Raw genomic sequence first — 24,579 nt, 5'->3', positions numbered from 1 at the left:
ACCGTTCCCGGGAACGCGAGAGGGGTGGGCGCGCACGCCCACCCCTCCCGCGAATCCCGTGCCGCTCAGCCGATGCCGACGGCCCGTTCGGCGCTCTCCACGACGTTGGTCAGCAGCAGCGCGCGCGTCATCGGCCCGACCCCGCCGGGGTTGGGGGCCATGAACCCGGCGACGTCGGCCACGTCGAGGGCCACGTCACCGGTCAACCGTGCCTTGCCCGTCTCCGGGTCCTCGACGCGGGAGACGCCGACGTCGAGCACGGCCGCCCCGGGCTTGACGTCCTCGGCGCGCACGATGCCGGGGACCCCGGCGGCGGCGACGATGACGTCGGCGCGCCGCAGGTGGGCGGCCAGGTCCCGGGTGCCGGTGTGGCACAGGGTGACGGTCGCGTTCGGGAACCGCCGCGTCATCAGCAGCCCGATCGGGCGGCCGACCGTGACCCCGCGACCGACCACGACCACGTCGGCCCCGTCGAGGGGGACGTCGTGGCGCAGCAGCAGGTCGATGACTCCGCGCGGCGTGCACGGCAGCGGCGAGGTGATCGGCTCCTTGACCCGCAGCACCAGCCGGCCGAGGTTCGTCGGGTGCAACCCGTCGGCGTCCTTGGCCGGGTCGATGGCCTCGAGCACCGCGTTGGTGTCGACCCCGGCGGGCAGCGGCAGCTGCACGATGAACCCGGTGCAGGCGTCGTCGGCGTTCAGCCGTTCGATCTCGGCGAGGATCTCGGCCTGCGTCGCCGTCGCCGGGAGCTCCACCCGGATCGAGGCGATGCCGACCTCCGCGCAGTCCCGGTGCTTGCCCCCCACGTAGGAGGCCGAGCCTGGGTCGTCGCCGACCAGGACCGTGCCCAGCCCGGGCACGACCCCCCGCTCGCGCAGGGCGGAGACCCGCTCCTTCAGGTCGGCCTTCACCGCGGCGGCCGCCGCGCGGCCGTCGAGGACGACCGCGCGGCTCGTGCCGGTGGTGGCTGCGCTCACGCGGTGGCCCCGGCCGAGGGGTAGAGCGGGAAGCGCTCGGTGAGCTTGGCGACGCGGGCCCGCAGGGCGTCGGCGTCGAAGCTCGGCTTGAGGGCCAGGGCGATGATGTCGGCGACCTCGGTGAACTCGGCCGCACCGAACCCGCGGGTGGCCAGCGCCGGCGTCCCGATCCGCAGGCCCGAGGTGACCATCGGGGGACGCGGGTCGAAGGGCACCGCGTTGCGGTTCACGGTGATGCCGACCTCGTGCAGACGGTCCTCGGCCTGCTTGCCGTCGAGCTGCGACTCGCGCAGGTCGACCAGGACCAGGTGCACGTCGGTGCCGCCGGTGAGCACGGAGACCCCGGCCTCCTTGGCGTCCGCGGCGGTCAGGCGCTCGGCGATGATCTTCGCGCCCTCCAGCGTGCGGGTCTGGCGCTCGCGGAACTCCTCGGACCCGGCGATCTTGAACGCCACGGCCTTGGCGGCGACGGCGTGCATCAGTGGCCCGCCCTGCTGACCCGGGAAGACGGCCGAGTCGATCTTCTTGGCGTGCTCGTCGGTGGTCAGGATGACCCCGGAGCGCGGACCGGCCAGCGTCTTGTGGACGGTGGAGGTGACGACGTCGGCGTGCGGGACCGGGTTGGGGTGCAGCCCGGCGGCGACGAGACCCGCGAAGTGGGCCATGTCGACCATGAGGTGCGCCCCGACCTCGTCGGCGATGGAACGGAACGCCTCGAAGTCGAGCTGGCGCGGGTAGGCCGACCAGCCGGCGATGATCAGCTTCGGACGGCTGGACAGGGCGGTCGCCCGCACGACGTCCATGTCGACCCGGAAGGTCTGCGGGTCCACGCCGTAGGCGGAGACCTCGTACATGCGGCCGGAGAAGTTGATCTTCATGCCGTGGGTGAGGTGGCCGCCGTGGGCCAGCTCGAGGCCGAGGATGCCGTCGCCCTGACGGATGAGGGCGTGCATGGCGGCGGCGTTGGCGGTCGCCCCGGAGTGCGGCTGGACGTTGGCGTGCTGGGCGCCGAAGAGGGCCTTGACGCGGGTGCGGGCGAGCTCCTCGGCGACGTCGACGTGCTCGCAGCCGCCGTAGTAGCGCTTGCCCGGGTACCCCTCGGCGTACTTGTTGGTCAGGACCGATCCCTGCGCCTGCATGACCGCGCGCGGCGCGAAGTTCTCGCTCGCGATCATCTCGAGCGTGTCGCGCTGACGGCCGAGCTCGGCGTCGAGCACGGCGGCGATCTCGGGGTCGACCTCGGACAGCGGGCGGTCGGAGACCCCGGACGCGTCCACGGACACGTCGGGCGCAGAGTGGGAAAGGACGTCGGTCACGTTCGCTCCTCGGACAGCGTTGGGCAGCGGAAACAAGCGCGAGGCCCAGGCGGACGACCCCGTGTGGTCGGCCCCCGTTCGCACGGGCACCGATGGCCGCTCCCTGGTGGTGACCACCCTCGCCAGTCGCGGCGACTTCAGGCTAGAGCATCGCCGGGCCGGTGGTAACCCCTCGCGACGATCAATTGTCGACCTTTATCCGACGACTGATATGTCAGATCCGGAGCAACGGGCGGGGTCAGCGGGACGACAGGGCGTCGAGCATGGTTCTCATCTTGACGCCGGTCTCGGCCAGTTCGGCGGCCGGGTCGGAACCCGCCACGATCCCGGCCCCGGCGAAGATCCGCAGGCGCCGGCCGGACACCTCGCCGCAGCGGACCGCCACGACCCACTCGCCGTCGCCGTCGCCGTCCTGCCAGCCGACGGCCCCGGCGTAGCACCCCCGGTCCAGACCCTCGATCTCGCGGATCACCGACAGCGCCTCCGACCGGGGCGTCCCGCCGACGGCCGGGGTCGGGTGCAGCGCGGCGACGAGGTGCGTCGAGGTGACCTCGCGGTCGATCAGCAACCCGGTGACGGGGGTGGCCAGGTGCCACAGGGCCGGGGTGGCGTGCAGTTCGGGCTCGGGCGCGTTGATCTGGCGGCAGAAGGGCCGCAGCGCCTCCAGGATCGCCTCGACGACGACGGCGTGCTCCCGCCGGTCCTTGTCCGAGCCCAGCAGCTGCTCACCCCGCCGGGCGTCCTCGGCCGGGTCGGCCGAGCGTGGGATCGACCCGGCCAGCGGGCGCAGCGAGACGCTCGGGCCCCGCCGGCGGAGCAGGAGCTCGGGGCTGGCCCCGACGAGCCACCGGGCCGCCGGGTCGACCGGGTCGTCGACCGGGACCGCCACGGTCGTCGCCATCGGGTTGCGCGCCGAGAGCTCGCCCGCGAGCTGCGGCACCGACCACGGGCTGAGCGCAGTGAGCTCGAGGGAACGCGCCAGCACGACCTTGGCGAGGGCGCCGGTCTCGATGCGCCGCAGCGCCTCGGCCACCGCGGCGCGGTAGCGGGCCGGCTCCGGCACCGGACGGCTCCCGGCCAGCAGCGGTGCGGTGCGGGCGCGGGCGACCGGGATCGCCCCGACGTTGCGGAACTCCGCGGTCCCGACCCGCAGCGCCCCGGGCTCGGCGACGTCGAAGGGGACGGCCCCGCAGACGACCGTGTCGTCCCCCGCGTCGGCCAGCAGCGCGGGGGTCGCCCGCAGCTGCGCCAGACCGCTGCCCCCGGGCACCAGGGGTCGGGGCCCGGACACCACGAGGGAGGATTTCCGGCTCGAGAAGAGCGACGGGGCCGGCGGACGGGCGGGCACGGGACCGGATTCAGTGCGCGACGGCTCCTCGACCACGTCGACACCATAGATTGGTCGATCGTGAGCACGCGCCCGCGGGTCCTGACCCTCTCCTGCCCCGACCGTCCCGGCATCGTCCACGCCGTCACCGGCGCGCTCGTCGCCCTGGACGCCAACATCACCGATTCCCAGCAGTTCGGGGACCCCGACACCAACCTCTTCTCCATGCGGGTGGCCTTCGACGCGACCGCCACCGAGGAGGCCCTGCGGGCCAACCTGTCCGTGGTCGCCCAGCGGTTCGGGCTGGAGTGGTCGCTGAGCGCGGCCGACGTGCCCATGAAGATCCTGGTGATGTGCTCCAAGCAGGCGCACTGCCTCAACGACCTGCTCTTCCGGCACCGCTCGCAGAACCTGCCCGTCGAGATCGTCGGCGTCGTCTCCAACCACCCGGACCTCGCCGACCTGGTCGGGTTCTACGGCCTCGACTTCCACCACGTCCCGGTGGCGCAGGGAGACCCGGCGTCGAAGGCTGCGGCCGAGGACCGCGTCCGCGAGCTGGTCGACGCGACCGGCGCGGAGCTCGTGGTGCTGGCCCGGTACATGCAGGTGCTCTCCGACCAGCTCTGCCGCGACCTCAGCGGCCGCGCCATCAACATCCACCACTCGTTCCTGCCGAGCTTCAAGGGCGCGCGCCCCTACCACCAGGCCCACGCCCGGGGTGTCAAGATCATCGGCGCGACCGCGCACTACGTGACCGCCGACCTCGACGAGGGCCCGATCATCGAGCAGGAGATCGAGCGCGTCGACCACCGCCTCCCCCCGGCCGAGCTGGTCCGGATCGGCCAGGACGTCGAGGCCCGCACCCTGGCCCGGGCCGTCCGCTGGCACGCCGAGCACCGGGTGCTGCTGGACGGCAACCGCACCGTCGTCTTCCGCTGATCGCGCGGCCCTGAGTCGTTCCGCGCGGCTCAGGGCTTCGCGTTTCCTGACGCCCACGCGCGGAGAACACTCGGCCGCTCGCGCGTTCGCGACCTGCCGGTCGGGCAGCTCCCGCGTCGGGGCACCACTTCGTGCGCCCTCGCACCGAGCCGAGGGCAGGGTCCAGCACCCGGGCTCGGCGGTCATGCCGCCTCCGGTCGTCGTCGGCGCCGGTTGTGGAAGCGGTGGTGATAGCGGGGTCTCTGCCGGGGGTCGATGCGGGTGGGTGGGGTGAGGTAGGCGATCTGGTGCTCATCGAGGCCGATCTGCCAGCCGCGGGCGTGGATGTCGTGGTGGTGGCGGGAGCAGAGCAGGACGAGGTTGCCCAGGTCGGTGGCTCCGCCCTCGGCCCAGGGGATGAGGTGGTGGGCTTCGGTGTGGGCGGGGGGCCGGTCGCAGCCGGGGAACACGCAGCCCCCGTCACGCAGGCGCAGGGCCCGGCGTTGTCCGGTGAGCCTTGGGTGGTGGTGGCGCCCATCGCGGTCTGGGCCATGCGGATGAGGGCCTGACCCCGCCGCTGCGCCGGACTCAGGCGCCCGTCGGGGTCCTCAGGGTTGTCGGCGAGGGTGAAGGCGTTGAGGGCGGTGGTCAGGATCGCCGCGCCTTCGGTGTCGAGTTCACCGTTGAGGACGGCGACCCCGCCGGTGGTCTGGGCGAGGGTGAGGGTCCGGGTGTTCGGGTCCTCGGCGCGGCGGGTGTCGGTGGGGGTGAGGGTGAGGCGCAGCCGAGTGGCGACGCGGGCCAGGGCGTGGGGGTCGAGGTGGTGGGCCTGGTCGGTGAGGACGTCCTCGGCCCGAGCCAGAGTGCCGTCGTCGCAGCCGTAGGTAAGGAGGTCTCGCAGGCAGCGGTGGACGATGCCGGCGTGGCCGGCGTGGACGCGACCGGCGGCCCAGGCGGTCGCGAGGGCGGAGAGCTCTCCGGCGGCGAGGGCCTCGGCCACGGTGACGCTGGCTTTGGCCTCGCCCGGGGTCATGCCGGTGGTGGTGAGCCAGGTGCGGGTGTCGCGGTGCCCGAGACGCCGCGCGGCGCCGGTGTCCTCGATGTGGGCGACGAGGAGGGTGTCGTGGTGTTCCAGGCGGGCGATGAGCGCGCGCAGGGTGTGGTGGTGGGCGAGTGTCGCGGTGTCGTCCAGCTGCCACGGTTGGGTGGTGTCGAGGGTGTCGGCCAGGGCCCGCAGCGCGTCGCCCAGCGTGGGCTGGGGAGCGTCGGGGGCGGTGCCCGTACCCGTGTCCATACCCAAGATCGTAGCCGTCGGGCAGCCTTGCGGGAATCACCGGAGCGTAGTTCTTCCGTTGCGCAGCAACGGTTCTCGCGACTGAAGGAACCTCCCCGCGGGATGGTCTCACCCGCCTCGGACATGAAACCGGCGCCGTCCACAGGCCCCTCGGGACCGACTCAGGCGGAGGGATCCACCCGCCGGGCCAGCAGGTCGGTCACGACGTGCCCGCGGGCCAGTCCCCGGTTCTCGTAGGGCGTCAGCGGCCGCCAGTCCGGGCGGGGGTGCGGGCCGTCCCCCTCGAGCGCCAACCGCGGCTCGGCGGCCATCACCTCGGCCATCTGCCGCGCGTAGGGCTCCCAGTCGGTGGCGCAGTGCAGCGTCCCGCCGGGAGCCAACCGGTCGGCGACGAGGCCGACGAAGGCGGCGTCGACCAGCCGACGCTTGTGGTGGCGCGGTTTCGGCCACGGGTCGGGGAAGAACACCCGGACCCCCGCCAACGAGCCCGGCGCGATGCGGTGCTGCAGGAGTTCCCGCCCGTCGCCGTGCAGCACCCGGACGCTGTCGATCCCGGCCCGGTCCACCCCCAGCAGCAGGGCCGCGACCCCGGGCGTGTGGACGTCGGCGGCCAGGACACCGGTGGCCGGATCGGCCTCCGCCATCTCCAGGGTGCTCGTGCCCATCCCGAACCCGATCTCCAGCACCACCGGGATCGTGCGGCCGAAGAGGGTGCGCAGGTCGAGCACCCCCTCGCCGTCGGGCACCGTGAAGCGGTCGAGCAGGTTCTCCATCGCTCCGCGCCGGGCGGGCCCCATCCGACCGGCGGTGCGCAGCTTGTACGAGCGCAGCGGTTCCGGACGGGTGGTCTCGACGGGATCCTGGGTCACCCCACCATTCTCCGGCACGGAACGCCGCGCTCGACCCGATCGGTGGAAGCGGACGGCACGACCGGACGGAGAGTCCGGCCCACCGACCCCCTCACCACCGGGTGATCGCCTCGAGGTCCCTACAACCAGCCCCGCCGCTTGAACGCGGCGTACAACCCGATGCTCAGGCCGATCATCAGCCCCATCGCCAACCAGAAACCCCAGACGTGGTCGGTGCCCGGCATGTTCGCGAAGTTCATGCCGTAGATACCGCCGATGAGGCTGGGGGCGAAGAGGATGGCGGCCCAGGACGAGATCTTCTTGACCTCCTCGCTCTGGGCGTAGCTCGCCTCGGTGAGCGAGCGCATCTCCTCGTTCTGGCGCTGCCCGACGAGCGTCGCGTTGACGGTGAGGATCTCGCGCAGCTGGATGCGGTAGTTGTCGATGCGCTCGGCGACGCTGGTGACGTGGTCGGCGACGTCGCGCAGGCGTCGCTGCAGCTCCAGGTCGACGCGGTACTTGTCGAAACCGGCGGTCAGCCGACCGAGCATCCCCGCCAGCGGGACGACGGCACGCTGGAAGTCCTGGACCTCGCGGGACAGCTCGTAGATGCGGCGGGACACCGCCGGATCGCCGTCGAAGACCTGGTCCTCGATCTCGTCGATGTCGTTCTCCAGGCCGCGCAGGACCGGGGCGTAGCCGTCGACGACCTCGTCCAGCACGGCGTAGAGGACCGCCTCGGTCCCCAGGGCCAGGAGTTCCGGGTCGTCCTCCATGCGTCGACGCACCACGGACAGGTCGGGGGACTCGGCGTGGCGGACGGTGATGACGAAGTCGGAGCCGATGAACAGGTGCAGCTCGCCGAACTCGACCTCCTCGCGCTCGTCGACGTAGCGGGCGGCGCGCAGGACGACGAAGAGGGTGTCGCCGTAGCGTTCCAGCTTGGGCCGCTGGTGGGCGTGCACGGCGTCCTCGACGGCGAGCTCGTGCAGGTCGAACTCGCGGGCCAGTTCGTCGAGCTCCTCCTCCGCGGGGCGGTACAGCCCGATCCAGGCCACCCGCCCCTCGCGTTCGCGCAGCTGCCGGAACGTCTCCGGCAGCGACCCGGGCGTCGAGACGCGACGACCCCGCTCGTACACGCCCGCGTCGACGAGACTGCTCCCCCGCCCCGGCGGCACGGGCGGGATCTGACCGTCCTGGGCGAGGTTGCGCTCGGCCGGGCGCATCCCGGCCCGACCCAGCGACGGCAGCAGGCGCCGACGGTTCACGCCGCACCCTCCGGCGCGAGGCGACGGGTGAGTCGCCCGGCGAGGTCCGGACTCCCCCCGTGGGCGCGGGCCCAGCCCTCGACCCCGCCCGGGGCGGCGTCCCAGACGTCGAGCACGGCCTGCAGCGCCTCGGCGGGGGCGGTGAAGAACTCGGCCGGGACCGTCGACACGTCCACGTCGGCGAGGCCCGGCATCGAGGCCAGCAGCCGACGCATGACGGCGGGCATGGCCTGGGTGGTGAGGGCGAAGTCGGCGAGCACGCTGGCCGGGGCAACCCCGGCGAGCCGCAGGGCCAGGGCCACGACGATCCCGGTGCGGTCCTTGCCGGCGGCGCAGTGCACGAGGACCGGGCCCGGGGCGTCCGCGACCAGTTCCACCGCGCGGACGAGTCCGGTGCCCGGTTCAAGCATCGAGAGGTAGACCTCGGCCAGGCTCCGACGCCGGTCGGCCAGGGCCTCGGGGTCGCCCGCGGCGTCGAGCAGGTGCACCTGCTGGACCGTCGTCCCCTCCCCCAGCAACGGGTGGGGGGTGTCCCCCACCTCGGCGGCCGAGCGCAGGTCGACGACCGTGCGCGGCGGCCAGGCCGGGAAGTTCTCCGGCGGCCCGTCGCCGGCCAACGGCTGCGAGGACCGCCATAGCACCCCGGGCACGACCTGGGGGGCGGCGTCGCTCACGTCGCGCAGGTTGGCGAGGCGGTCGAGCGGTTCGTCGGGAACGCTCATCGGACCTCCGGTGCGAAAGGACGATGCCCGGACGTCGCGACCGGGGTGGCGGCGACGTCCGGGCACCGGGGTGCTGCGGACCATCCTGCTCCGGGGACGGGCCCCGGAACGGACGGGACTCAGGCCAGGCGCGCGGCGAGGTTCTCGTCGAGGGTGGCCAGGAACTCCTCGGTGGTCTGGAAACCCTGGTCCCCGCCGACGAGCAGCGCGAGGTCCTTGGTCATCTTGCCGCTCTCGACGGTCTTGATGACGACGTCCTCGAGGGTCTCGGCGAAACCGCTGACCTCGGGGGTGGAGTCCAGCTTGCCGCGGTGCTGCAGGCCGCGGGTCCACGCGTAGATCGAGGCGATCGGGTTGGTGGACGTGGGCTTGCCCTGCTGGTGCTGGCGGTAGTGCCGGGTCACGGTGCCGTGCGCGGCCTCCGCCTCGACGACGGAGCCGTCCGGGGTGGCCAGCACCGAGGTCATCAGGCCGAGCGAGCCGAAGCCCTGCGCGACGGTGTCGGACTGGACGTCGCCGTCGTAGTTCTTGCAGGCCCAGACGTACCCGCCCTCCCACTTCAGGGCGGAGGCGACCATGTCGTCGATGAGACGGTGCTCGTAGGTGATGCCCGCCGCGGCGAACTTCTCCTTGAACTCGGTCTCGTAGACCTCCTCGAAGATGTCCTTGAACCGGCCGTCGTAGGCCTTGAGGATCGTGTTCTTCGTGGACAGGTAGACCGGGTAGTTCCGGGCCAGGCCGTAGTTCAGCGAGGCGCGGGCGAAGTCGTAGATGGAGCTGTCGAGGTTGTACATCGACAGCGACACCCCGGCGCCGGGCGCCTGGAAGACCTCGTGCTCGATGGGCTGCGAACCGTCCTTCGGGGTGAAGGTCACCGTCAGGGTGCCCTCGCCGGGGAACTTGAAGTCGGTCGCGCGGTACTGGTCGCCGTAGGCGTGGCGGCCGACGATGATCGGCTTGGTCCAGCCGGGCACGAGCCGGGGCACGTTGGAGATGATGATCGGCTCGCGGAAGATGACGCCGCCGAGGATGTTGCGGATCGTCCCGTTCGGGGAGCGCCACATCTTCTTGAGGCCGAACTCCTCGACGCGGGCCTCGTCGGGGGTGATGGTGGCGCACTTCACGCCGACGCCGGCCTTCTGGATGGCGTGCGCGGCGTCGATGGTCACCTGGTCGTCGGTCGCGTCACGGTGCTCGACCCCGAGGTCGTAGTACTCGAGGTCGACGTCGAGGTACGGGTGGATCAGGCGGTCCTTGATGAACTGCCAGATGATCCGGGTCATCTCGTCCCCGTCGAGCTCGACGACCGGGCCCTGCACCTTGATCTTCGCCACGCGCGTCTCCTTCATCTGCGTCTGCTGCGGTACGTCGCCCGTCAAGGTACCGGGCGTGGCCCGGGGCATGGTCGCGCGGCCCTAAGCTCTCCCACCGTGAGTGGTCCCCAGGCGTCCGCAGACCCGTCCGTCGCCGAGCCCGTGGGGCCGGACCCGCGTTCGACGGCGGGCAAGCTCGTCGCCCTGCGCGCCCGCGCCGAGGCCGCGGGCCCGGGGGCCGACGCCCGCGCCGCCGCCAAGCAGCACCCGCGGGGCAAGAAGACGGCCCGGGAGCGCATCGACGCGCTGCTGGACCCGGACTCCTTCACCGAGCTGGACACCTACGCCCGCTCCACCGCCACCGCCTTCGGGATGGCGACCAAGCACGTCGACGGCGACGGGGTCGTCACCGGTTTCGGGACGGTCGACGGCCGTCCGGTGGCCGTCTACGCCCAGGACTTCACCGCCTTCGGGGGCTCCCTCGGCGAGGTGCACGGCGCCAAGATCGCCAAGCTGCAGGACTTCGCGGCGACCACCGGCTGTCCGGTCGTCGGGATCAACGACGGCGGCGGGGCCCGGATCCAGGAGGGGGTCGCCTCGCTGGTCCAGTACGCCCGCATCTTCCGGCGCAACGTGGCCGCCTCCGGCGTCGTCCCCCAGGTCTCGCTCATCCTCGGTCCGTGCGCCGGCGGTGCGGTGTACTCGCCCGCGCTCACCGACGTCGTCGTCATGACCGACGAGTCCTCGCACATGTTCGTGACCGGCCCGGACGTCATCCGGACGGTCACCGGGGAGGACGTCGGCTTCGAGGAGCTCGGCGGGGGCCGCACCCACACCACGCGCTCCGGCGTGGCCCACCACCTGGCCCCCGACGAGGACGAGGCCATCCACTACGTGCGGGACCTGCTCTCGTTCCTCCCCTCCAACAACCTGTCCGAGGCCCCGCTGCTGCCCGCCGAGCACGTCCGCGGCCCGGAGCCGGACGAGGACGACCTGGCGCTGGACACGATCGTCCCCGACGCGGCCAACCAGCCCTACGACATGGCCACCGTCGTCACGACCGTGCTCGACGACGCGGAGTTCCTGCAGGTCCACGAGTCCTTCGCCCCCAACGTGCTCTGCGGGTTCGGCCGGGTCGAGGGTCGACCCGTGGGCGTCGTCGCCAACCAGCCGGCGCACCTGGCCGGGACGCTCGACATCGACGCCTCCGAGAAGGCGGCCCGGTTCGTCCGGATGTGCGACGCGTTCGGGCTGCCGGTGCTGACGTTCGTGGACGTCCCGGGCTTCCTGCCGGGGACCGACCAGGAGTGGAACGGCATCATCCGCCGCGGGGCCAAGCTGCTCTTCGCCTACGCGGAGGCCACCGTCCCGCTCATCACCCTGATCACCCGCAAGGCCTACGGCGGCGCCTACATCGTCATGGGTTCCAAGGAGATGGGCGCCGACCTCTGCCTGGCCTGGCCGAGCGCGCAGATCGCGGTCATGGGGGCCCAGGGGGCGGTCAACATCCTGCACCGCGGCACGCTGAAGACGGCGGCCGACGAGGGACGCGACCTGGAGCAGGTCCGGGCCGACCTGGTCACCGAGTACGAGGACGAGCTGGCCAACCCCTGGGTCGCGGCCGAGCGCGGCTTCGTCGACTCCGTCATCGCCCCCTCGGAGACCCGCACGGTGATCACCAAGGCGTTGCGGGCGCTGGCCACCAAGCGCGCCTCGCTGCCGCCCAAGAAGCACGGGAACATCCCGCTGTGAGCCCGGCTCCCGACCCCGTCGCGGGGGACGCGGACGCCGTCGACGCCGCGTCCGCCGCGGAACTGCTCGCCGCGCTGCGGATCGAGCGCGGGACGCCCGCGCCGGAGGAGCTCGCGGCCCTGACCGTGGTGCTGCACCGGTTGCGCAGCGCGGTGCCCGCGGTGCCGCCGCCGCCGGAGCCGGCCTCCCTCTGGTCCGACCCGGCGCGTCGGCTGCGGGTCGGTCCGGCCCAGGGGCCCGACGGCTGGCGGTCCAGCAGCCTGCCTCGCTGACGGATGGACGGCTGGGGGTACCTCGCCCTGACCGCCGGGCTCGTGGTCGAGGGGCCGGTCGCCACCTTCGTGGGGGGCACCCTCGTCGGGTCCGGTCACGCGAACCTCGTCGCGGTGTGGGTGCTCGCCCTCGTGGTCGACCTCGTCCTCGACACCGCGCTCGTGGTCATCGGCCGCTACGCCCGGGTCTACGGCGAGTCGGGAACCCCCGCCCGCCTGGCCCAACTCCTCGGTTTCACCCCCGAACGACGAGATCGCCTGTCCCGCAACGTGTCCGAACGTCCGGGACGGGTCGTCGCCTGGGCCAAGCTCGTCGACGTCGGCGCCGTCCCGGCCTTCCTGGCGATCGGGTGGGCCGGTGTGGGTCTGCCCCGGCTGCTGCGCTGGTCGGTCCCGTTGACGGCGCTGCGGGTCAGCATCCTGCTCGCCCTCGGCCTGGCCCTGGGTTCCAGCCTGTCGTCCCGGGTGGAGGACCTGCTCCGCCAACCGTGGCTGATGGCCCTCGTGGGGCTCGGCATCGGCCTGCTGGCCCTCGGCGTCAAGGCCCTCGTCCAGCGGGTCCTGCGCCGTCGGCGGAACGGGTCGGTAACCGGCCGGGAACTCTGACCCAACTTCTCGGCCGGGTCGCCGCGACCCGGTCGTCACCGGCTCGCCCTCTGCTTCGGTGATGCGCATGACCGCGCTCCACGACGACGTGCGTCCGTCCCCCCGGCGCCCGGAACCCGTGACCCCGCCACCGTGCCCGCCGCGAACCCTCCGCGTCCTGATCGGGGCGGACACCTACTCCCCCGACGTGAACGGCGCCTCGCGCTTCACCCAGCGCCTGGCCGACGAGCTCGCGGCCCGGCACGACGTGCACGTCGTCGTCCCCGCCCGGACGTTGCGGAACTCGACGCAGCAGGTGGGAGGGGTCGTGGAGCACCGGATCCGCGCGGTCCCGGTCCTGGCCGGCGGGACCGGGTTGCGCGTGTGCCCGCCGGCGGGGCTCACCGCCCGCTGCCGCGACGTCCTGCGCGCGGTGGCCCCCGACGTCGTGCACGTGCAGAGCCACTTCCTGCTCGGCCGGGCCCTCGTCCGGGCGGCCGACCAGCTCGGCGTCCCCGTCGTGGCCACCAACCACTTCATGCCCGAGAACCTCACCCACCACGTCCCGCTGGGACGCCGGGTGCAGGCCCGGCTGCACGACTGGGCCTGGTCCGACGCCGCGGCCGTCCTGCGCCGGGCCGCCGTCGTCACGGCGCCCACCCCCTTCGCCGCCGAGCTGACCGGCCGGGCCGGTGTGCCCGGTCCGGTCCTGCCCGTCTCGTGCGGGCTGGACCTCGACCGCTTCGCCCCCGACCCCACCGGGCGGCGCGGGGCGGCGTTCCGGCGTCGGTTCGGCATCGGGCCGGGGCCGGTCCTCGGCTTCGTGGGCCGGCTGGCGCCCGAGAAGAACGTCGCCGACGTCGTGCGCGCCCTGGCCGAGCTGCACCGTCGCCGCCCCGCCCTGGACGCGCACCTGCTGCTGGTCGGGGACGGGGCGCTGCGCCCGGAACTGGGCCGGCTGGCCGCCGACCTGGGCGTGGCCGGTGCGATCACGTTCACCGGCTTCGTCGCCGAGGACGACCTGCCCGACGCCTACCGGGCCTGCGACGTCTTCGTGAACGCCGGGACCGCGGAGCTGCAGAGCCTGGTGGTGCTCGAGGCCATGGCCTGCGGCCGTCCCGTCCTCGGGGTGCGCGCCGGGGCCCTGCCGCACCTGGTCCGCGACGGCGAGAACGGCTACCTGTTCCCCCCGGGTGATCCCGCGGCGCTGGCGGCCCGGGCCGCCACGGTGCTCGACGACGCCCCCCTCCGGGCCCGGATGGGTCGGCGCAGCGTCGAGCTCGCCGCCGAGCACGACGTCGCCGAGACCGTGGCGCGCTTCGAGGAGCTCTACCGGCGCCACCGCCGGGCCGACCGGGCTCCGGGCGCGGCCCGCGTCCTGCGGCTGCCCCGGCAGGACCGCCCCGCGGCGGCGCGGCTCGTGGGGCAGGGGGTCGTCGGTCGGTCCATCCCCTAGCGCGTCGCGGACCGGTCGTGTCGGAGGCCTCGCCTACGGTCGTCCCATGGCATCGACCACCCGGGTCCCGGGTCCTCCCCAGCCGGCCGAGGTGCGCTTCGTGCACGCCGCCGACCTGCAGCTCGGGATGACGCGGCACTTCCTGGACGCCGACGCCCAACCCCGGTTCACCGCCGCCCGCACGGAGGCCCTGGCCCGCGCCCTCGCCGTCGCCCGGGAGGCCGGGGCGGAGTTCGTGGTGGTCTGCGGTGACGTGCTCGAGTCCAACGCGGTCGGCCCCCGGGTCCTGGGTCGCGCCCTGCAGGTGATGGCCGAGGGCGGCGTCCCCGTGTTCCTCCTGCCCGGCAACCACGACCCCCTCGACGCGGCCTCCCCGCTGACCTCCGCGGCCGTCCGCGACGCCGCGAACGTGCACGTGCTCGACCGGGCCGGCGTCCACGAGGTGCGGCCGGGGGTCGAGATCGTGGCCGCGCCCTGGACGTCGAAGCACCCGGAGGGCGATCTGGTCGCCGGAGCGCTCGCCGCGGCGGGTGACCCGGCTCCGGGAACGGTCCGCATCGTGGTCGGCCACGGGGCGGTCGACGAGCTCTCCCCCGACCGCGAGGACCCGGCCCGGATCGCGCTGGCCCCGCTGGAGGCCGCGATCGCGGCGGGGACGCTGCACTACGTGGCCCTCGGGGACCGGCACTCGACCACGCAGGTCGGCACGTCCGGCGCGGTCTGGTACTCCGGCACCCCGGAGGTCACCGACCGGCGCGAGACCGCCCCCGGCAACGTCCTTGTCGTGGAGGTGAGCGACGGGGTGCCCCCCAAGGTCGAGGAGGTCCGGGTCGGCACCTGGTCCTTCCCGCTCCTGGCCGCCGACCTGGAGGACCGGGCCGACGTGGAGTCCCTGCTGGCGCGGCTGGCGCGGTTGCCGCGGCCGGACCGGACGGTCGTGACGCTGCAGCTGACCGGTTCGCTGTCGTTGGGCGACAACGCCTTCCTGGAGGACGAGCTCGACCGGGCGGGTCATCTGCTCGCCGGGCTGCGCGTCTGGGACCGGCACTCCGACCTCGTCGTACGTCCGGAGCCCGGGGAGGTGGCCGACCTCGGGATCGGGGGATTCGCCGATCCGGCGATCGCCGAGCTCGGCGCGCTGGCCGGTGGCGAGGGTCCCCGGGCCCGGGCCGCCCGCGACGCCCTGTCGCTGCTGTTCCGCCTCGCCGGTGGAGGGCGGCCCGCGTGAGGCTGCACCGCGTCCGGGTCGAGAACTTCCGGGGCACCCGGGAGCGCGAGGTGACGTTCCCCGACCACGGCGTCATCGTCCTGGAGGGCCCGAACGAGACGGGGAAGAGTTCCCTCGTCGAGGCGATCGACCTCGTGCTCACCGAGAAGCACACCGCCCGCAAGGCGGGCGTGACCGCGGTGCGCCCGGTGCACCGGGACAGCGCCCCCATGGTCGAGATCGACCTGTCCAGCGGCCCCTACCGCTTCGTCCTGAGCAAGCGCTGGTTGAACCGACCGACGGCCGAGCTGCGGGTCCTCACCCCCCGCGACGAGCAGCTCACCGGCGACGCGGCCCACGAGCGGGTGCGGCAGATCCTCGACGAGACCCTCGACACCGGGCTGTGGAACGCCCTTCGGGTCCTGCAGGGCAGCGCCCCCGACACCTCCCTGGCCGGGTCGAGCGCGTTGGCGGCCGCCCTGGACACCGCCGCCGGGTCGGCGGAGACGACCGAGTCGCCCGACGGGGCGACGACGCTGCTGGACGCCGCCGCGCAACGGGCGGCGGAGTTCTGGACCCCGAAGGGGAACAAGCCCACCGGTCGGCTCCGGGCCGCCGAGCAGGACGCCGTCGCCGCCCGCGCCCGGGCCGCCCGGACCGCGGCCGCGCTGGCCGCGCTGGCCGAGGACGTCGACCGCTCCGCCAGGCTCGGGGTCGAGGTCGAGCAGCTCGCCGCCACCGTGGCGGAGGCGGCGCGGGAGGCGGACGAGCTCGCCGCCCGCGTGAGCGCCCTGGACGGGGTGCGGGCGGAAGCCGGGCGCACCGCGGAGCGCGCCCAGCTGCTCGAGGGGGCCGCGACGAACGCGGCCGAGGCCCTGCTCGCGCGGCGGGCCGCGGTCGCCGCCCTCGCCGCCCGCGAGGAGCGGCTGGCGACCCTGACGGCGGAGGCGCTGGCCCGGCAACCGCTGGTCGACCGGGCGGTGCAGGACGAGGCCGAGGCCGAGGCCGGGGCCGAGACCGCCCGGGCGGTGGCCGAACGCGCCCACCTCGAGGTCACCGCCGCCCGCGCCGAGCTCCAGCGTCGACAGGCCCGGGCCGAGCTGGACGAGGCGCTCGCCGCTCACCAGGACCTCCTCGACGCGGTGACCGCGGCCGAGGCGGCCCGACCGGCGTTGGCGGCCGCGACCGTGACCGGCCCGGTGCTGCGTCGGCTGCAGGAGCTGGACGCCGCGGCGGTGGTGGCCGAGGCCCGCTGCCTCGCGGCGGCCGCAACGGTGGAGGTGCACGCCGTGGCCGTGGGCGTGGACGTGCTCGACAAGTGCGGGGCCACCGTCGTCGCGGCCGGGAGCACCGCGCAGCGGGCGGCGGTCGGCGAGCTGACGGTCGACGTCGCCGGCTTCGCGACCGTCCGGGTGCTGGCCGGGGCCGACGCCCGCGAGCTCGACGAGGCGGCCGGCCGGGCCCGCGCCGAGCGCGCCGCGGCCTTCGCCGCGGCCGGGGTGGCCGACCTCGCGCAGGCCCGGGCCGCGCACGAACGGCACCAGGAGGCGACGGCCGCTCTGCGGGCCGCGCTGACCCACCTGGACGGGTTGACGCGGCGGACGACCTTGGCCGAGGCCGGGGCCCGCGTCGAACGGGCCCGCAGCACGCTCGACGCCCTGCCGGCGGCCGGCCCCGACGAGGTGGCGTCCCCCGCCGGCGACGGCGACGGGCCCGAGGCCCGGCTCGCCGCGGCGCGGGCCACCGAGGCGGACGCCCTGGCCCAGGACATCGTCGCCCGCACGGCGCAGCGGGCGGCCGAGGAGGCCGTGGCCGAGCGGCGGCGCGACCTCGACCGGCTCCGCACGGAGCTGGCCGGGGTGCGGGCCGGGGTCGAGGCGGAGGGGCGGGAGGTCGAGCGGGCCCGGGCCTGTCTCGCGGACGCTCGCGCGGGCGCGGCCGACGACGACCTCGCTCGGACGGCGGAGGCCACGGCCGGCGACCTCGCCGCCGCGCGCATCGTGGCCGAACGGGCCGCCGGCGCACTGGCCGCCCTCGACCCCGCCGGTCTCACCGCCCGGGCCGAGGCGGTCCGGACGCGGCACGAGCGGGCCGCCCACCAGCTGCGGGGGCTCTCGGACGAGCGGCAGGCGCTGCGCGCCCACCTGGCCTACGTCGGCGACAAGGAGCTGCAGGCCGACGACGACGAGGCCCGGACGGCGCTGTCGCGGGCCGAGCACGAGCTGGCCTCGCTCACCCGCCGGGCCGAGGCCGCCCGCCTGCTGCACGACACGCTGCACCGTCACCGTCAGGCGGCCCGGCAGCGCTACGTGACGCCCTTCGGCCGGCGGCTGGTCGCCCTGGGCACCCAGGTCTTCGGGGAGGGGTTCGACGTCGACCTCGACGAGGACCTGCGCATCCTGACCCGCACGCTGCACGGCCGGGTCGTGCCCTGGGCCGACCTGTCCACCGGGGCCCGGGAGCAGCTCGCGGTCCTGACCCGGTTGGCGTGCGCCGCGATCGTGGACCCCTCCGACGGCGTCCCCGTCGTGCTCGACGACGCCCTGGGCCACAGCGACCCGGAACGGGTGCGCCGCCTGGGCCGGGTGCTGGCCCAGGTCGGCCCGACGGCCCAGGTCCTGGTGCTCAGCCCGGGACCGGCGCTCGGGGAGGCGGTACCCGGGGCCGCCGTGATGCGGCTGACCGCCGACCCCGAGGACGGCCCCGGCGTCAGAAGCGCAGCTGCGGCAGCTGCTCCAGCAGCCACGGGCTGAACGGGCCGGGGTCGGCGGCGACCGCCGCCCGCAGCTCGGCCATCGGGACCCAGCGGTGGGCCCCCACCTCCGCCGGCGAGGGATCGACCGGGCCGGTGAGGCGCGCGGTGAACACGGGGCAGATCTCGTTCTCGACCGTCCCGTCGGCCATCACCGCGCGGTAGCGGAAGTCCGGGAGCGCCGGGCGGACGTCGGCGACCCCGGCGCCGAGCTCGTCGTGCGCCCGCCGGAGGACGGCCTCGGCCGGGGACTCCCCCGGGCCGGGGTGCCCGCAGAAGGAGTTAGTCCAGATCCCCGGCCAGGTCTTCTTCCCGTCCGCCCGGCGGGTGAGCAGGGTGCGCCCCTCCTCGTCGAGCACCCAGCAGGAGAAGGCCAGGTGCAGCGGGGTGTCGGTGTGGTGGACCTCGGACTTCAGGGCCGTCCCGCACGGGGTCCCGTCCTCGGCCAGCAGGACGACGAGTTCCCGGGTCAGGGTCGGCTCGGCCAGGGCGGTCGGGAGCGCGGGGGCGGACATGGCGTGACCCTACGTCGGGAACCGGCCTGCCTCACGCCCGACGCACCTCACGGGTGGACGAGGATCTTGACCGCGGTGTCCTTGCGGTGGACGAGGGTGTCGAACCCCTCCTCCACGACCTCCTCCAGGGCGATGCGCGCGGTGATGAACGGGGCCGGGTCGACCCGCCCGGAGGCCACGAGCTCGATCGTCGCCGCGTGGTCGCGCCGGTAGGCGATCGTGCCGCGCAGGTCGATCTCCTTCAGGACGATCGTGGCGACGTCGACCACGGGCCGGTGCCCCCAGATCGAGACGTTGACCACGACCCCGGCCGGTCGCACCACCTCCAGGCAGAGGTCGAGCACGGCGTCGACGCCGGCGCACTCGAACGCCACGTCGGCGCCCCGGCCCCCGGTCAGCTCCGCCACCCGGGCGGGGACGTCGTCGACCGTCGGGTCGAGCACCAGATCCGCGACCCCGGTCTCGCGGGCCTTCTCCTTGCGGGCGCTGCTGACCTCCGACAGGACCGTGCGGACACCGATCCCCTTGAGCACGGCGGCGAGCAGCAACCCGATGGGACCCGCCCCGCCGACGAAGGCCGTCTGACCGGCCTGCACCCCGCTGCGTTCGACCGCGTGGTGCCCGACGGCCAGGGGTTCCACCAGGGCGGCCTGGTCCAGCGGGACGTCCCCGACCGGATGGACCCACCGGGCGTCGACGACGACCTTCTCGCCCAGACCGCCACCACCGCCGGCCAGCCCGATGAACCCCATCCGGGTGCAGAGGTTGTAGTTCCCGCTGCGGCAGGGGTCGCAGTCGTCGCAGACGAAGTACGGCTCGACCACCACCCCGTCGCCGACGGCCAGACCCTCGACCCCCTCCCCCAGCTCCTCGACCGTCCCGGAGAACTCGTGGCCGAGGGTCACGGGAGGGGTCTCGCCGGACAACGGGTGCGGATGCCCGTCGGCGGGGACGAAGATCGGCCCCTCCAGGAACTCGTGCAGGTCGGTACCGCAGATGCCGCACCAGGCCACCGCGATCTTCACCGTTCCGGGCCGGACGGTGGGTTCGTCGATCTCGTCGACCCGGACGTCACCGGGGCCGTGGAAACGCAACGCCTTCATGCTGCTGCTCCTTCATCGAGCGGGGTGCCGACGGTCACCTCGGTCAGGACGTGTGGTGGACCTCGGCCAACCGGTGGACGGGGGTCTCGATCCCGGCGTACCGGGCCGTCAGCTGCAGGGCCAGGTAGAGGGAGTAGTGCCGCGACTGGTGCAGGTTGCCGCCGTGGAACCAGAGGTTCTCCTGCCGGGTGGGTTTCCACATGTTGCGCTCCTCCCCCTCCCACGGGCCCGGGTCCTTGGTCGTGCCCGACCCCAACCCCCACACCTTGCCGACCCGGTCGGCGACCTCGGGCGAGATGAGGTCCGCGGCCCACCCGTTCATCGACCCGAACCCGGTGGCGTAGACGACGACGTCGGCGGGCAGGACGCTCCCGTCGCTCAGCACGACCGCGTCCTCGGTCAGGTGGTCCACGTCGACCCCGCTGCGCAGCTTGATGGACCCGTCGGCGACGAGTTCGGAGGCGCCCACGTCGATGTAGTACCCCGAACCCCGGCGCAGGTACTTCAGGAACAGTCCGGAACCGTCGTCACCGAAGTCGAGCAGGAAACCGGCCTCCTCCAGCCGCCGGTAGAAGTCCGCGTCGCGACGGCGGATCTCCTCGTAGACCGGGATGTGGAACTCGGGCATGACCCGGTAGGGGATCGACGCGAAGGTCAGGTCGGCCTGGGTGGTGCTCACCCCGGCGGCCACGGCCTCCTCCGAGTAGAGACCACCGAGCGCGAGCTCCATCAACGAGTCCGAGCGGACGATGTGGGTCGACGATCGTTGGACCATCGTCACGTCGACCCCGTTCTCCCACAACGCCGCGCTGATGTCGTGGGCGGAGTTGTTGGCCCCGATGACCACCACGCGACGGCCGACGAGTCCGTCGGGTCCGGGGTGGGCCGAGGAGTGGTGCTGCTCGCCCCGGAAGACGTCCTGCCCCGGGATGGTGGGGACGGAGGGTTTGCCGGACATCCCGGTGGCCAGGACGAGATGGGTCGGGTGCAGCTCGCGGAGTTCCCCGCCCCGGCGGACCCGGACGGTCCAGACCTTCGTCTCCTCGTCGAAGCTCGCCGACTCGCACGCGGTGTCGCACCAGACGTCGAGCTCCATCACCTTCGCGTAGAACTCCAGCCAGTCGGCGATCTTGTCCTTGGGGGCGAAGACCGGCCAGTTCTTCGGGAAGTCGAGGTAGGGCAGGTGGTCGTACCACACCGGGTCGTGCAGGCAGAGCGACTTGTACCGGTTCGCCCAGCTCTGCCCCGGGCGGACGCCCTTCTCCACCAGCAGCGCCGGCACCCCGAGCGCCTTCAACCGGGCGCCCAGTGCGAGCCCGCCCTGCCCGGCCCCGATCACCAGGACGAACGGTTCCGCGTCCACCCCCCACGACTCCACCGACGCCACCCGCCGTTCCGACCACGTGGTCCGGTCCCGTCGGGCGCCGTGCTCGGCGCCCCGGGGGCGACGGGGACCGAGGTTCTCCTCGTGCCCGGTCAGTTCGAACAGGGTGGTCAGCACGGTCCAGGCGCGGTCCTCCCCGGTCTCCGGGTCCCGGCGCAGCCGGAGCTGGCCGCGCCCCCGGCCGACGGCGGTCTCGAAACGCAACCAGGCGTCGGCACCGTCGCCGTCGCCGGCCGCGGCCACCCCCCACCCGGGTTCGTCGTCCACCCGCAGGTCCGTCGCCCCCACCCGGGCCGCCACGGATCCGACGAGGTCGGCGATCGCGTCGCGACCCTCCAGGGTCGTGATGTTCCAGGTGAAGGCCACCAGGTCGCGCCAGGAGGAGTCGGCGGTGAACAGGGCGGCGGCCGCGGCCCCGTCGCCGCGGTCGAGCGCCGCCTGGAAGGCGGACAGCCACCGGTCCACCCGCTCGCGCGGGTCGGCGGCAGGATCGGGGGCGCGGTCGGCGGCGGGACGGTCGAGGGTCTCGGTCACGGGGACCTCCTGGGGACGGGACGGTCGCGGCTCTGCGACGCCCCCCACCCAACCCGCCCGCTGACGCGGCCGGGAGGGTTGCACCGGCGTTGCACCGGGGTTGTCAGCCGGCCCGGGCGCGGGCGAGGGTGGCACCGGAGGTGAGCATGACGTCGCTGTCACGTGCCGAGTGCGCGGTCGGTCCCGGGGACGACCCGCGGGAGGCCGCCCGCCGGCTCCGGCGGGCGCGGGAGGCCGCCCTGGGCAGCGGCTCGGGCCCGGAGCGGGCGGTCGTGCGCCCGGTGATCGGCGCCTCGTGGCGGCGGTTGCAGGCGGGCGGTCTCGACCCGACGGGTCGTGGCCCCGGCCGGGTCCTCGACGGGGCCGACCTGCGCGGGCGACGCGAGGAGACCCCCATGGGCGAGGTGCTCCCCCTGCTGCGCCGGCACCTGCTCCCCGCGGCCGAGGCCGCCGGGCAGGTGCTCGTCGTCGCCGACGCCGCCGGGACCGTCCTGTGGCGCGAGGGGAACGTCGCCGCCCGTCGGCGGGCCGACACGCTGGGGTTCGACGAGGGTTCGGCCTGGGACGAGGCGAGCGTGGGCACCAACGCTATCGGGACCAGTCTGGTGGTGGGGGCACCGGTGCACGTCTTCGCCGCCGAGCACTACGTCGAGACCCACCAGCCGTGGACGTGCGCCGCCGCCCCCGTCCGCGGCCCGGACGGCACGGTGGCCGGGGTGGTGGACCTGAGCGGACCCGCTCCGGGCGTGCACGCCAGCACGATCGCGCTCGTGCAGGCCGTGGCGGCCCTGGCCGAGCGGGAGCTGGTGGATGCGCACGGGAGACGGCACGCCCGGCTCGCGGCGCAGGCGGCCGCCCTCATCGGTGACCGGCCGGGCGCGGTGCTGGCGACCGACGGTTGCCGCCTGGCCGCGGTGGGGATGCTGCTGCCCGAACGCGTCGACCTCGGTCGGCAGGCCCGCCCGGGCGGGATCGTCGCCCTCGCCGAGGCGGGCACCCTCACCGTCGAGGCCGTCCCCGGGGGCTGGCTGCTCCGTCCCGGAGACCGTCAGGGCGCGTCGACGCTCCACCTGGCCCCGGACGGCCGGGTGGACTGGACGGGCGGGGGGAGCTCCTGGAGCCAGCGGGTCTCCCCGCGCCACCGCGACCTGCTGCTCGACCTGGCCGCCCACCCGGGTGGGTCGAGCGCCGCGGACCTGGCCCGTCGGGTGTACGACGACCCGGCGCGCACGGTCACCGTGCGCGCCGAGCTGTCGCGGCTGCGGCGGGTGCTCGGCCCGGTGCTGGAGCACCGGCCCTACCGGCTGGCGGCCGGGGTCCGCGTCGTCGTCGGCGCGTGACCGACGACGACGCCCGGCCCGCCCGGGCCGCGGATCAGACGAGGGCGGGGACCCCGCCGGCCTGACCGGCCTGCTCCACGGCGGCGTCGAGCTCCGCGCCGAGCTGCAGGTCCTCGCCGTCGACGAGGCGCTGCTCGAGCTCGCGCACGCGCGGGATGACGAGCTCGCCGAACGCCTCGACCTCCTCCTTGACGTGCAGGAAACCGAGCAGGACGAGGTCGATCCCGACGAGGCGGTAGGCCAGCACGCGGCGGGCGACCTCGTCCGGGGTCCCGACCAGGCCGGTCCGGAAGCCGTCGTTGTACTGGACCAGGTCGCGGAACTCGCTGTCGGCCCACATGCCCTTGCGGTCGGGGCTGGCGTTGCCGGCCTCCTGCACCGAGGCACGGAAACCCTCGACCTTCTGGGCGTCGGCGTGCGCGATGATGTCCTCGAGGACCTGCTCCGCCTCGGCGCGGGAGTCGCGGACGACCGCGAAACCGTTGATGCCGAAACGGATCTGCCGGTCGTTCAGCGCGGCCTGGGCCGACACGTCGCGGACCTGGGCCGCCGCGTCGGCGATCGACTTCCCGTTGAGGAAGTAGAAGTCGCTGACCCGCCCGGCCATCGCCTGGGCCGCGGTCGAGTTGCCGCCCTGGAAGATCTCCGGCTGGCGCTTCGGCTGCGGGCGCATGGTGATGTCGCGGACGTTGAAGAACTGTCCGTCCTGCGTGTACCCGTCCTGCGACCACACCCCGCGCAGGATGCGGATGAACTCCTCCGACTGCACGTAGCGGTCGTCGTGCTCGGGCCACGTCACCCCGAGGTTGACCGCCTCGTCCTTGAACCAGCCCGAGACGACGTTCAGGCAGAGCCGGTCGTTCGTGAGTTCCTGGGCGGTGGCGGCGAACTTGGCCAGCACGCCGGGGTGCCAGAAGAAGGGGTGGACCGCCGCGATGACCTTGAGCTTCTCGGTCGCCAGCAGCAGGGCGAGGGAGAAGGAGGTCGACTCGTGCTGGGCGTCGGCGCCGTAGGAGGCCGCGTAGCGGACCTGCGAGAGCGCGTACTCGAAACCGACGCGCTCGGCCGCGCGGGCGACCTCGACGTTGTAGGCCGGGTCGTGGCTGGTGCGCTGCGGCAGCGTCGAGATCACCAGCCCGCCGGAGACGTTGGGCACCCAGTAGGCGAACTTCACCGGCGCCAGGGCGCGCTGAGCGGGGGTCGTGCTGGTCATTCGTCTCTCCCATCGCACCTGGCGGTAGCACCGGGGGTCGGCCGGTTGCTGCGACGTCGACGAGCCAGGTCTCTCGATCGCTCTGGATGGCAGGTCGCAGCGTAACCCGAGCGGGGCCGCGACAGGTACCGCTCGCGCGCGGTCTCAGACCGGGGGCAGCGGGAGGACCGAGGCGAGCGCCGCGCAGAGCACGGCGAGCACCAGCAGCGTCGTGACGTCCACCCCGCGCGAGCGGACGGCCAGGGCCCCCGCGACCCGGACCGGGAGCACCAGGCGCAGCACGGCGGCGACGGCGAGGTCGGCCGCGAGGAGGAGACCGCCCGCCGTGGGCCCGGCCACCCAGGTCGTCAGCAGCGCCAGGGCCACGCCGCCCAGCAGGGCCAGCAGGACCGCCGTCGCCGGGTGGGCCGGGGGGCGGGTGAGGCCGGGGGGCGGCGGCGCGGACACCCGCGTCACGCTACCGCCGCCCCGACCGGAGGCCGG

21 protein-coding genes and 1 riboswitch are annotated in these 24,579 nt (G+C 74.2%); of the genes, 8 read left to right on the top strand and 13 right to left on the bottom strand.

The genetic code is table 11. The features are described 5' to 3' along the window. Positions 1 to 65 precede the first annotated feature (65 nt). From ACFFKU_RS15670 to ACFFKU_RS15660, 3 genes are all read right to left on the bottom strand, one after another. Positions 66 to 977, bottom strand: a complete 912-nt coding sequence (locus ACFFKU_RS15670) for a bifunctional methylenetetrahydrofolate dehydrogenase/methenyltetrahydrofolate cyclohydrolase (RefSeq protein WP_380139309.1) — start codon at positions 975 to 977, stop codon at positions 66 to 68. After that, on the bottom strand, positions 974 to 2,260 hold the full coding sequence (glyA, locus tag ACFFKU_RS15665; RefSeq protein ID WP_380139390.1) for a serine hydroxymethyltransferase: 1,287 nt from the start codon (positions 2,258 to 2,260) through the stop codon (positions 974 to 976). The genes ACFFKU_RS15670 and glyA overlap by 4 nt, the downstream gene beginning before the upstream one ends. Positions 2,261 to 2,531: 271 nt before the next feature. Further along, complete coding sequence (locus ACFFKU_RS15660) at positions 2,532 to 3,584, bottom strand: isochorismate synthase (protein WP_380139307.1); 1,053 nt, start codon at positions 3,582 to 3,584, stop codon at positions 2,532 to 2,534. 117 nt (positions 3,585 to 3,701) lie between these two features. Here ACFFKU_RS15660 and purU point away from each other — a divergent pair, with 117 nt between their 5' ends. Then, positions 3,702 to 4,559: a formyltetrahydrofolate deformylase gene (purU, locus tag ACFFKU_RS15655; RefSeq protein ID WP_380139305.1), complete on the top strand. Its 858-nt coding sequence runs from the start codon at positions 3,702 to 3,704 to the stop codon at positions 4,557 to 4,559. A 182-nt stretch (positions 4,560 to 4,741) separates the two neighbouring features. On the opposite strand, the gene ACFFKU_RS15650 is transcribed toward purU, so the two are convergent. The 5 genes from ACFFKU_RS15650 to ACFFKU_RS15630 all read right to left on the bottom strand — a co-directional run bounded on the left by ACFFKU_RS15650 (position 4,742) and on the right by ACFFKU_RS15630 (position 10,004). Then, positions 4,742 to 5,008, bottom strand: coding sequence for an HNH endonuclease signature motif containing protein (locus ACFFKU_RS15650; RefSeq protein WP_380139303.1), 267 nt, complete (start codon positions 5,006 to 5,008; stop codon positions 4,742 to 4,744). A 985-nt stretch (positions 5,009 to 5,993) separates the two neighbouring features. Next, entirely contained in the window at positions 5,994 to 6,701 is a 708-nt protein-coding gene (trmB, locus tag ACFFKU_RS15645) for a tRNA (guanosine(46)-N7)-methyltransferase TrmB (RefSeq protein WP_380139301.1), read from the bottom strand. Positions 6,702 to 6,820: 119 nt separating this feature from the next. Next, positions 6,821 to 7,948 carry a magnesium and cobalt transport protein CorA gene (locus tag ACFFKU_RS15640; protein ID WP_380139299.1) on the bottom strand — a complete coding sequence of 376 codons (1,128 nt, stop codon included), beginning with the start codon at positions 7,946 to 7,948 and terminating at the stop codon, positions 6,821 to 6,823. After that, on the bottom strand, positions 7,945 to 8,670 hold the full coding sequence (locus ACFFKU_RS15635) for a tyrosine-protein phosphatase (RefSeq protein WP_380139297.1): 726 nt from the start codon (positions 8,668 to 8,670) through the stop codon (positions 7,945 to 7,947). The genes ACFFKU_RS15640 and ACFFKU_RS15635 overlap by 4 nt, the downstream gene beginning before the upstream one ends. Positions 8,671 to 8,789: 119 nt before the next feature. Continuing rightward, complete coding sequence (locus ACFFKU_RS15630) at positions 8,790 to 10,004, bottom strand: NADP-dependent isocitrate dehydrogenase (RefSeq protein WP_380139295.1); 1,215 nt, start codon at positions 10,002 to 10,004, stop codon at positions 8,790 to 8,792. Between the two features lie 96 nt (positions 10,005 to 10,100). Here ACFFKU_RS15630 and ACFFKU_RS15625 point away from each other — a divergent pair, with 96 nt between their 5' ends. The 6 genes from ACFFKU_RS15625 to ACFFKU_RS15600 all read left to right on the top strand — a co-directional run bounded on the left by ACFFKU_RS15625 (position 10,101) and on the right by ACFFKU_RS15600 (position 18,008). Next, positions 10,101 to 11,735 carry an acyl-CoA carboxylase subunit beta gene (locus ACFFKU_RS15625; RefSeq protein ID WP_380139293.1) on the top strand — a complete coding sequence of 545 codons (1,635 nt, stop codon included), beginning with the start codon at positions 10,101 to 10,103 and terminating at the stop codon, positions 11,733 to 11,735. Beyond that, positions 11,732 to 12,007 (top strand): acyl-CoA carboxylase subunit epsilon, encoded by a 276-nt coding sequence (locus ACFFKU_RS15620; protein ID WP_380139292.1) that lies wholly within the window; start codon positions 11,732 to 11,734, stop codon positions 12,005 to 12,007. The genes ACFFKU_RS15625 and ACFFKU_RS15620 overlap by 4 nt, the downstream gene beginning before the upstream one ends. Positions 12,008 to 12,010: 3 nt before the next feature. Further along, on the top strand, positions 12,011 to 12,613 hold the full coding sequence (locus tag ACFFKU_RS15615) for a hypothetical protein (protein WP_380139290.1): 603 nt from the start codon (positions 12,011 to 12,013) through the stop codon (positions 12,611 to 12,613). Positions 12,614 to 12,680: 67 nt separating this feature from the next. Beyond that, positions 12,681 to 14,048: a glycosyltransferase gene (locus ACFFKU_RS15610; RefSeq protein WP_380139288.1), complete on the top strand. Its 1,368-nt coding sequence runs from the start codon at positions 12,681 to 12,683 to the stop codon at positions 14,046 to 14,048. Positions 14,049 to 14,139: 91 nt separating this feature from the next. Further along, positions 14,140 to 15,276 carry a metallophosphoesterase family protein gene (locus ACFFKU_RS15605; protein ID WP_380139388.1) on the top strand — a complete coding sequence of 379 codons (1,137 nt, stop codon included), beginning with the start codon at positions 14,140 to 14,142 and terminating at the stop codon, positions 15,274 to 15,276. Beyond that, positions 15,273 to 18,008, top strand: coding sequence for an AAA family ATPase (locus ACFFKU_RS15600; protein WP_380139286.1), 2,736 nt, complete (start codon positions 15,273 to 15,275; stop codon positions 18,006 to 18,008). The genes ACFFKU_RS15605 and ACFFKU_RS15600 overlap by 4 nt, the downstream gene beginning before the upstream one ends. Here the strand turns inward: ACFFKU_RS15600 and idi are convergent. From idi to ACFFKU_RS15585, 3 genes are read right to left on the bottom strand one after another with little or no spacing between them, the layout of a single operon-like run. Next, positions 17,965 to 18,522 (bottom strand): isopentenyl-diphosphate Delta-isomerase, encoded by a 558-nt coding sequence (idi, locus tag ACFFKU_RS15595; RefSeq protein ID WP_380139284.1) that lies wholly within the window; start codon positions 18,520 to 18,522, stop codon positions 17,965 to 17,967. The genes ACFFKU_RS15600 and idi overlap by 44 nt on opposite strands. Before the next feature lie 47 nt (positions 18,523 to 18,569). Beyond that, a complete protein-coding gene (locus ACFFKU_RS15590; protein WP_380139282.1) occupies positions 18,570 to 19,625 on the bottom strand; it encodes a 2,3-butanediol dehydrogenase in 1,056 nt (351 codons plus the stop codon). Positions 19,626 to 19,668: 43 nt separating this feature from the next. Next, positions 19,669 to 21,543 carry a flavin-containing monooxygenase gene (locus ACFFKU_RS15585; RefSeq protein ID WP_380139280.1) on the bottom strand — a complete coding sequence of 625 codons (1,875 nt, stop codon included), beginning with the start codon at positions 21,541 to 21,543 and terminating at the stop codon, positions 19,669 to 19,671. A gap of 146 nt (positions 21,544 to 21,689) precedes the next feature. Here ACFFKU_RS15585 and ACFFKU_RS15580 point away from each other — a divergent pair, with 146 nt between their 5' ends. Beyond that, entirely contained in the window at positions 21,690 to 22,883 is a 1,194-nt protein-coding gene (locus ACFFKU_RS15580; RefSeq protein WP_380139278.1) for a helix-turn-helix domain-containing protein, read from the top strand. Positions 22,884 to 22,917: 34 nt separating this feature from the next. Here the strand turns inward: ACFFKU_RS15580 and sfnG are convergent, their stop codons facing one another. Then, positions 22,918 to 24,096, bottom strand: a complete 1,179-nt coding sequence (gene sfnG / locus ACFFKU_RS15575; RefSeq protein WP_380139276.1) for a dimethylsulfone monooxygenase SfnG — start codon at positions 24,094 to 24,096, stop codon at positions 22,918 to 22,920. A 6-nt stretch (positions 24,097 to 24,102) separates the two neighbouring features. After that, a riboswitch (SAM riboswitch) is annotated at positions 24,103 to 24,189 on the bottom strand. Positions 24,190 to 24,240: 51 nt separating this feature from the next. Then, entirely contained in the window at positions 24,241 to 24,543 is a 303-nt protein-coding gene (locus ACFFKU_RS15570; RefSeq protein WP_380139275.1) for a DUF3017 domain-containing protein, read from the bottom strand. Positions 24,544 to 24,579 lie beyond the last annotated feature (36 nt).

Origin of the sequence: Kineococcus gynurae (assembly GCF_042433995.1) — a bacterium.
Classification (GTDB): Bacteria; Actinomycetota; Actinomycetes; order Actinomycetales; family Kineococcaceae; genus Kineococcus; species Kineococcus gynurae.
Note: the sequence above shows the minus strand (reverse complement) of the source record. Positions and strands in the feature narration are given on the sequence as shown.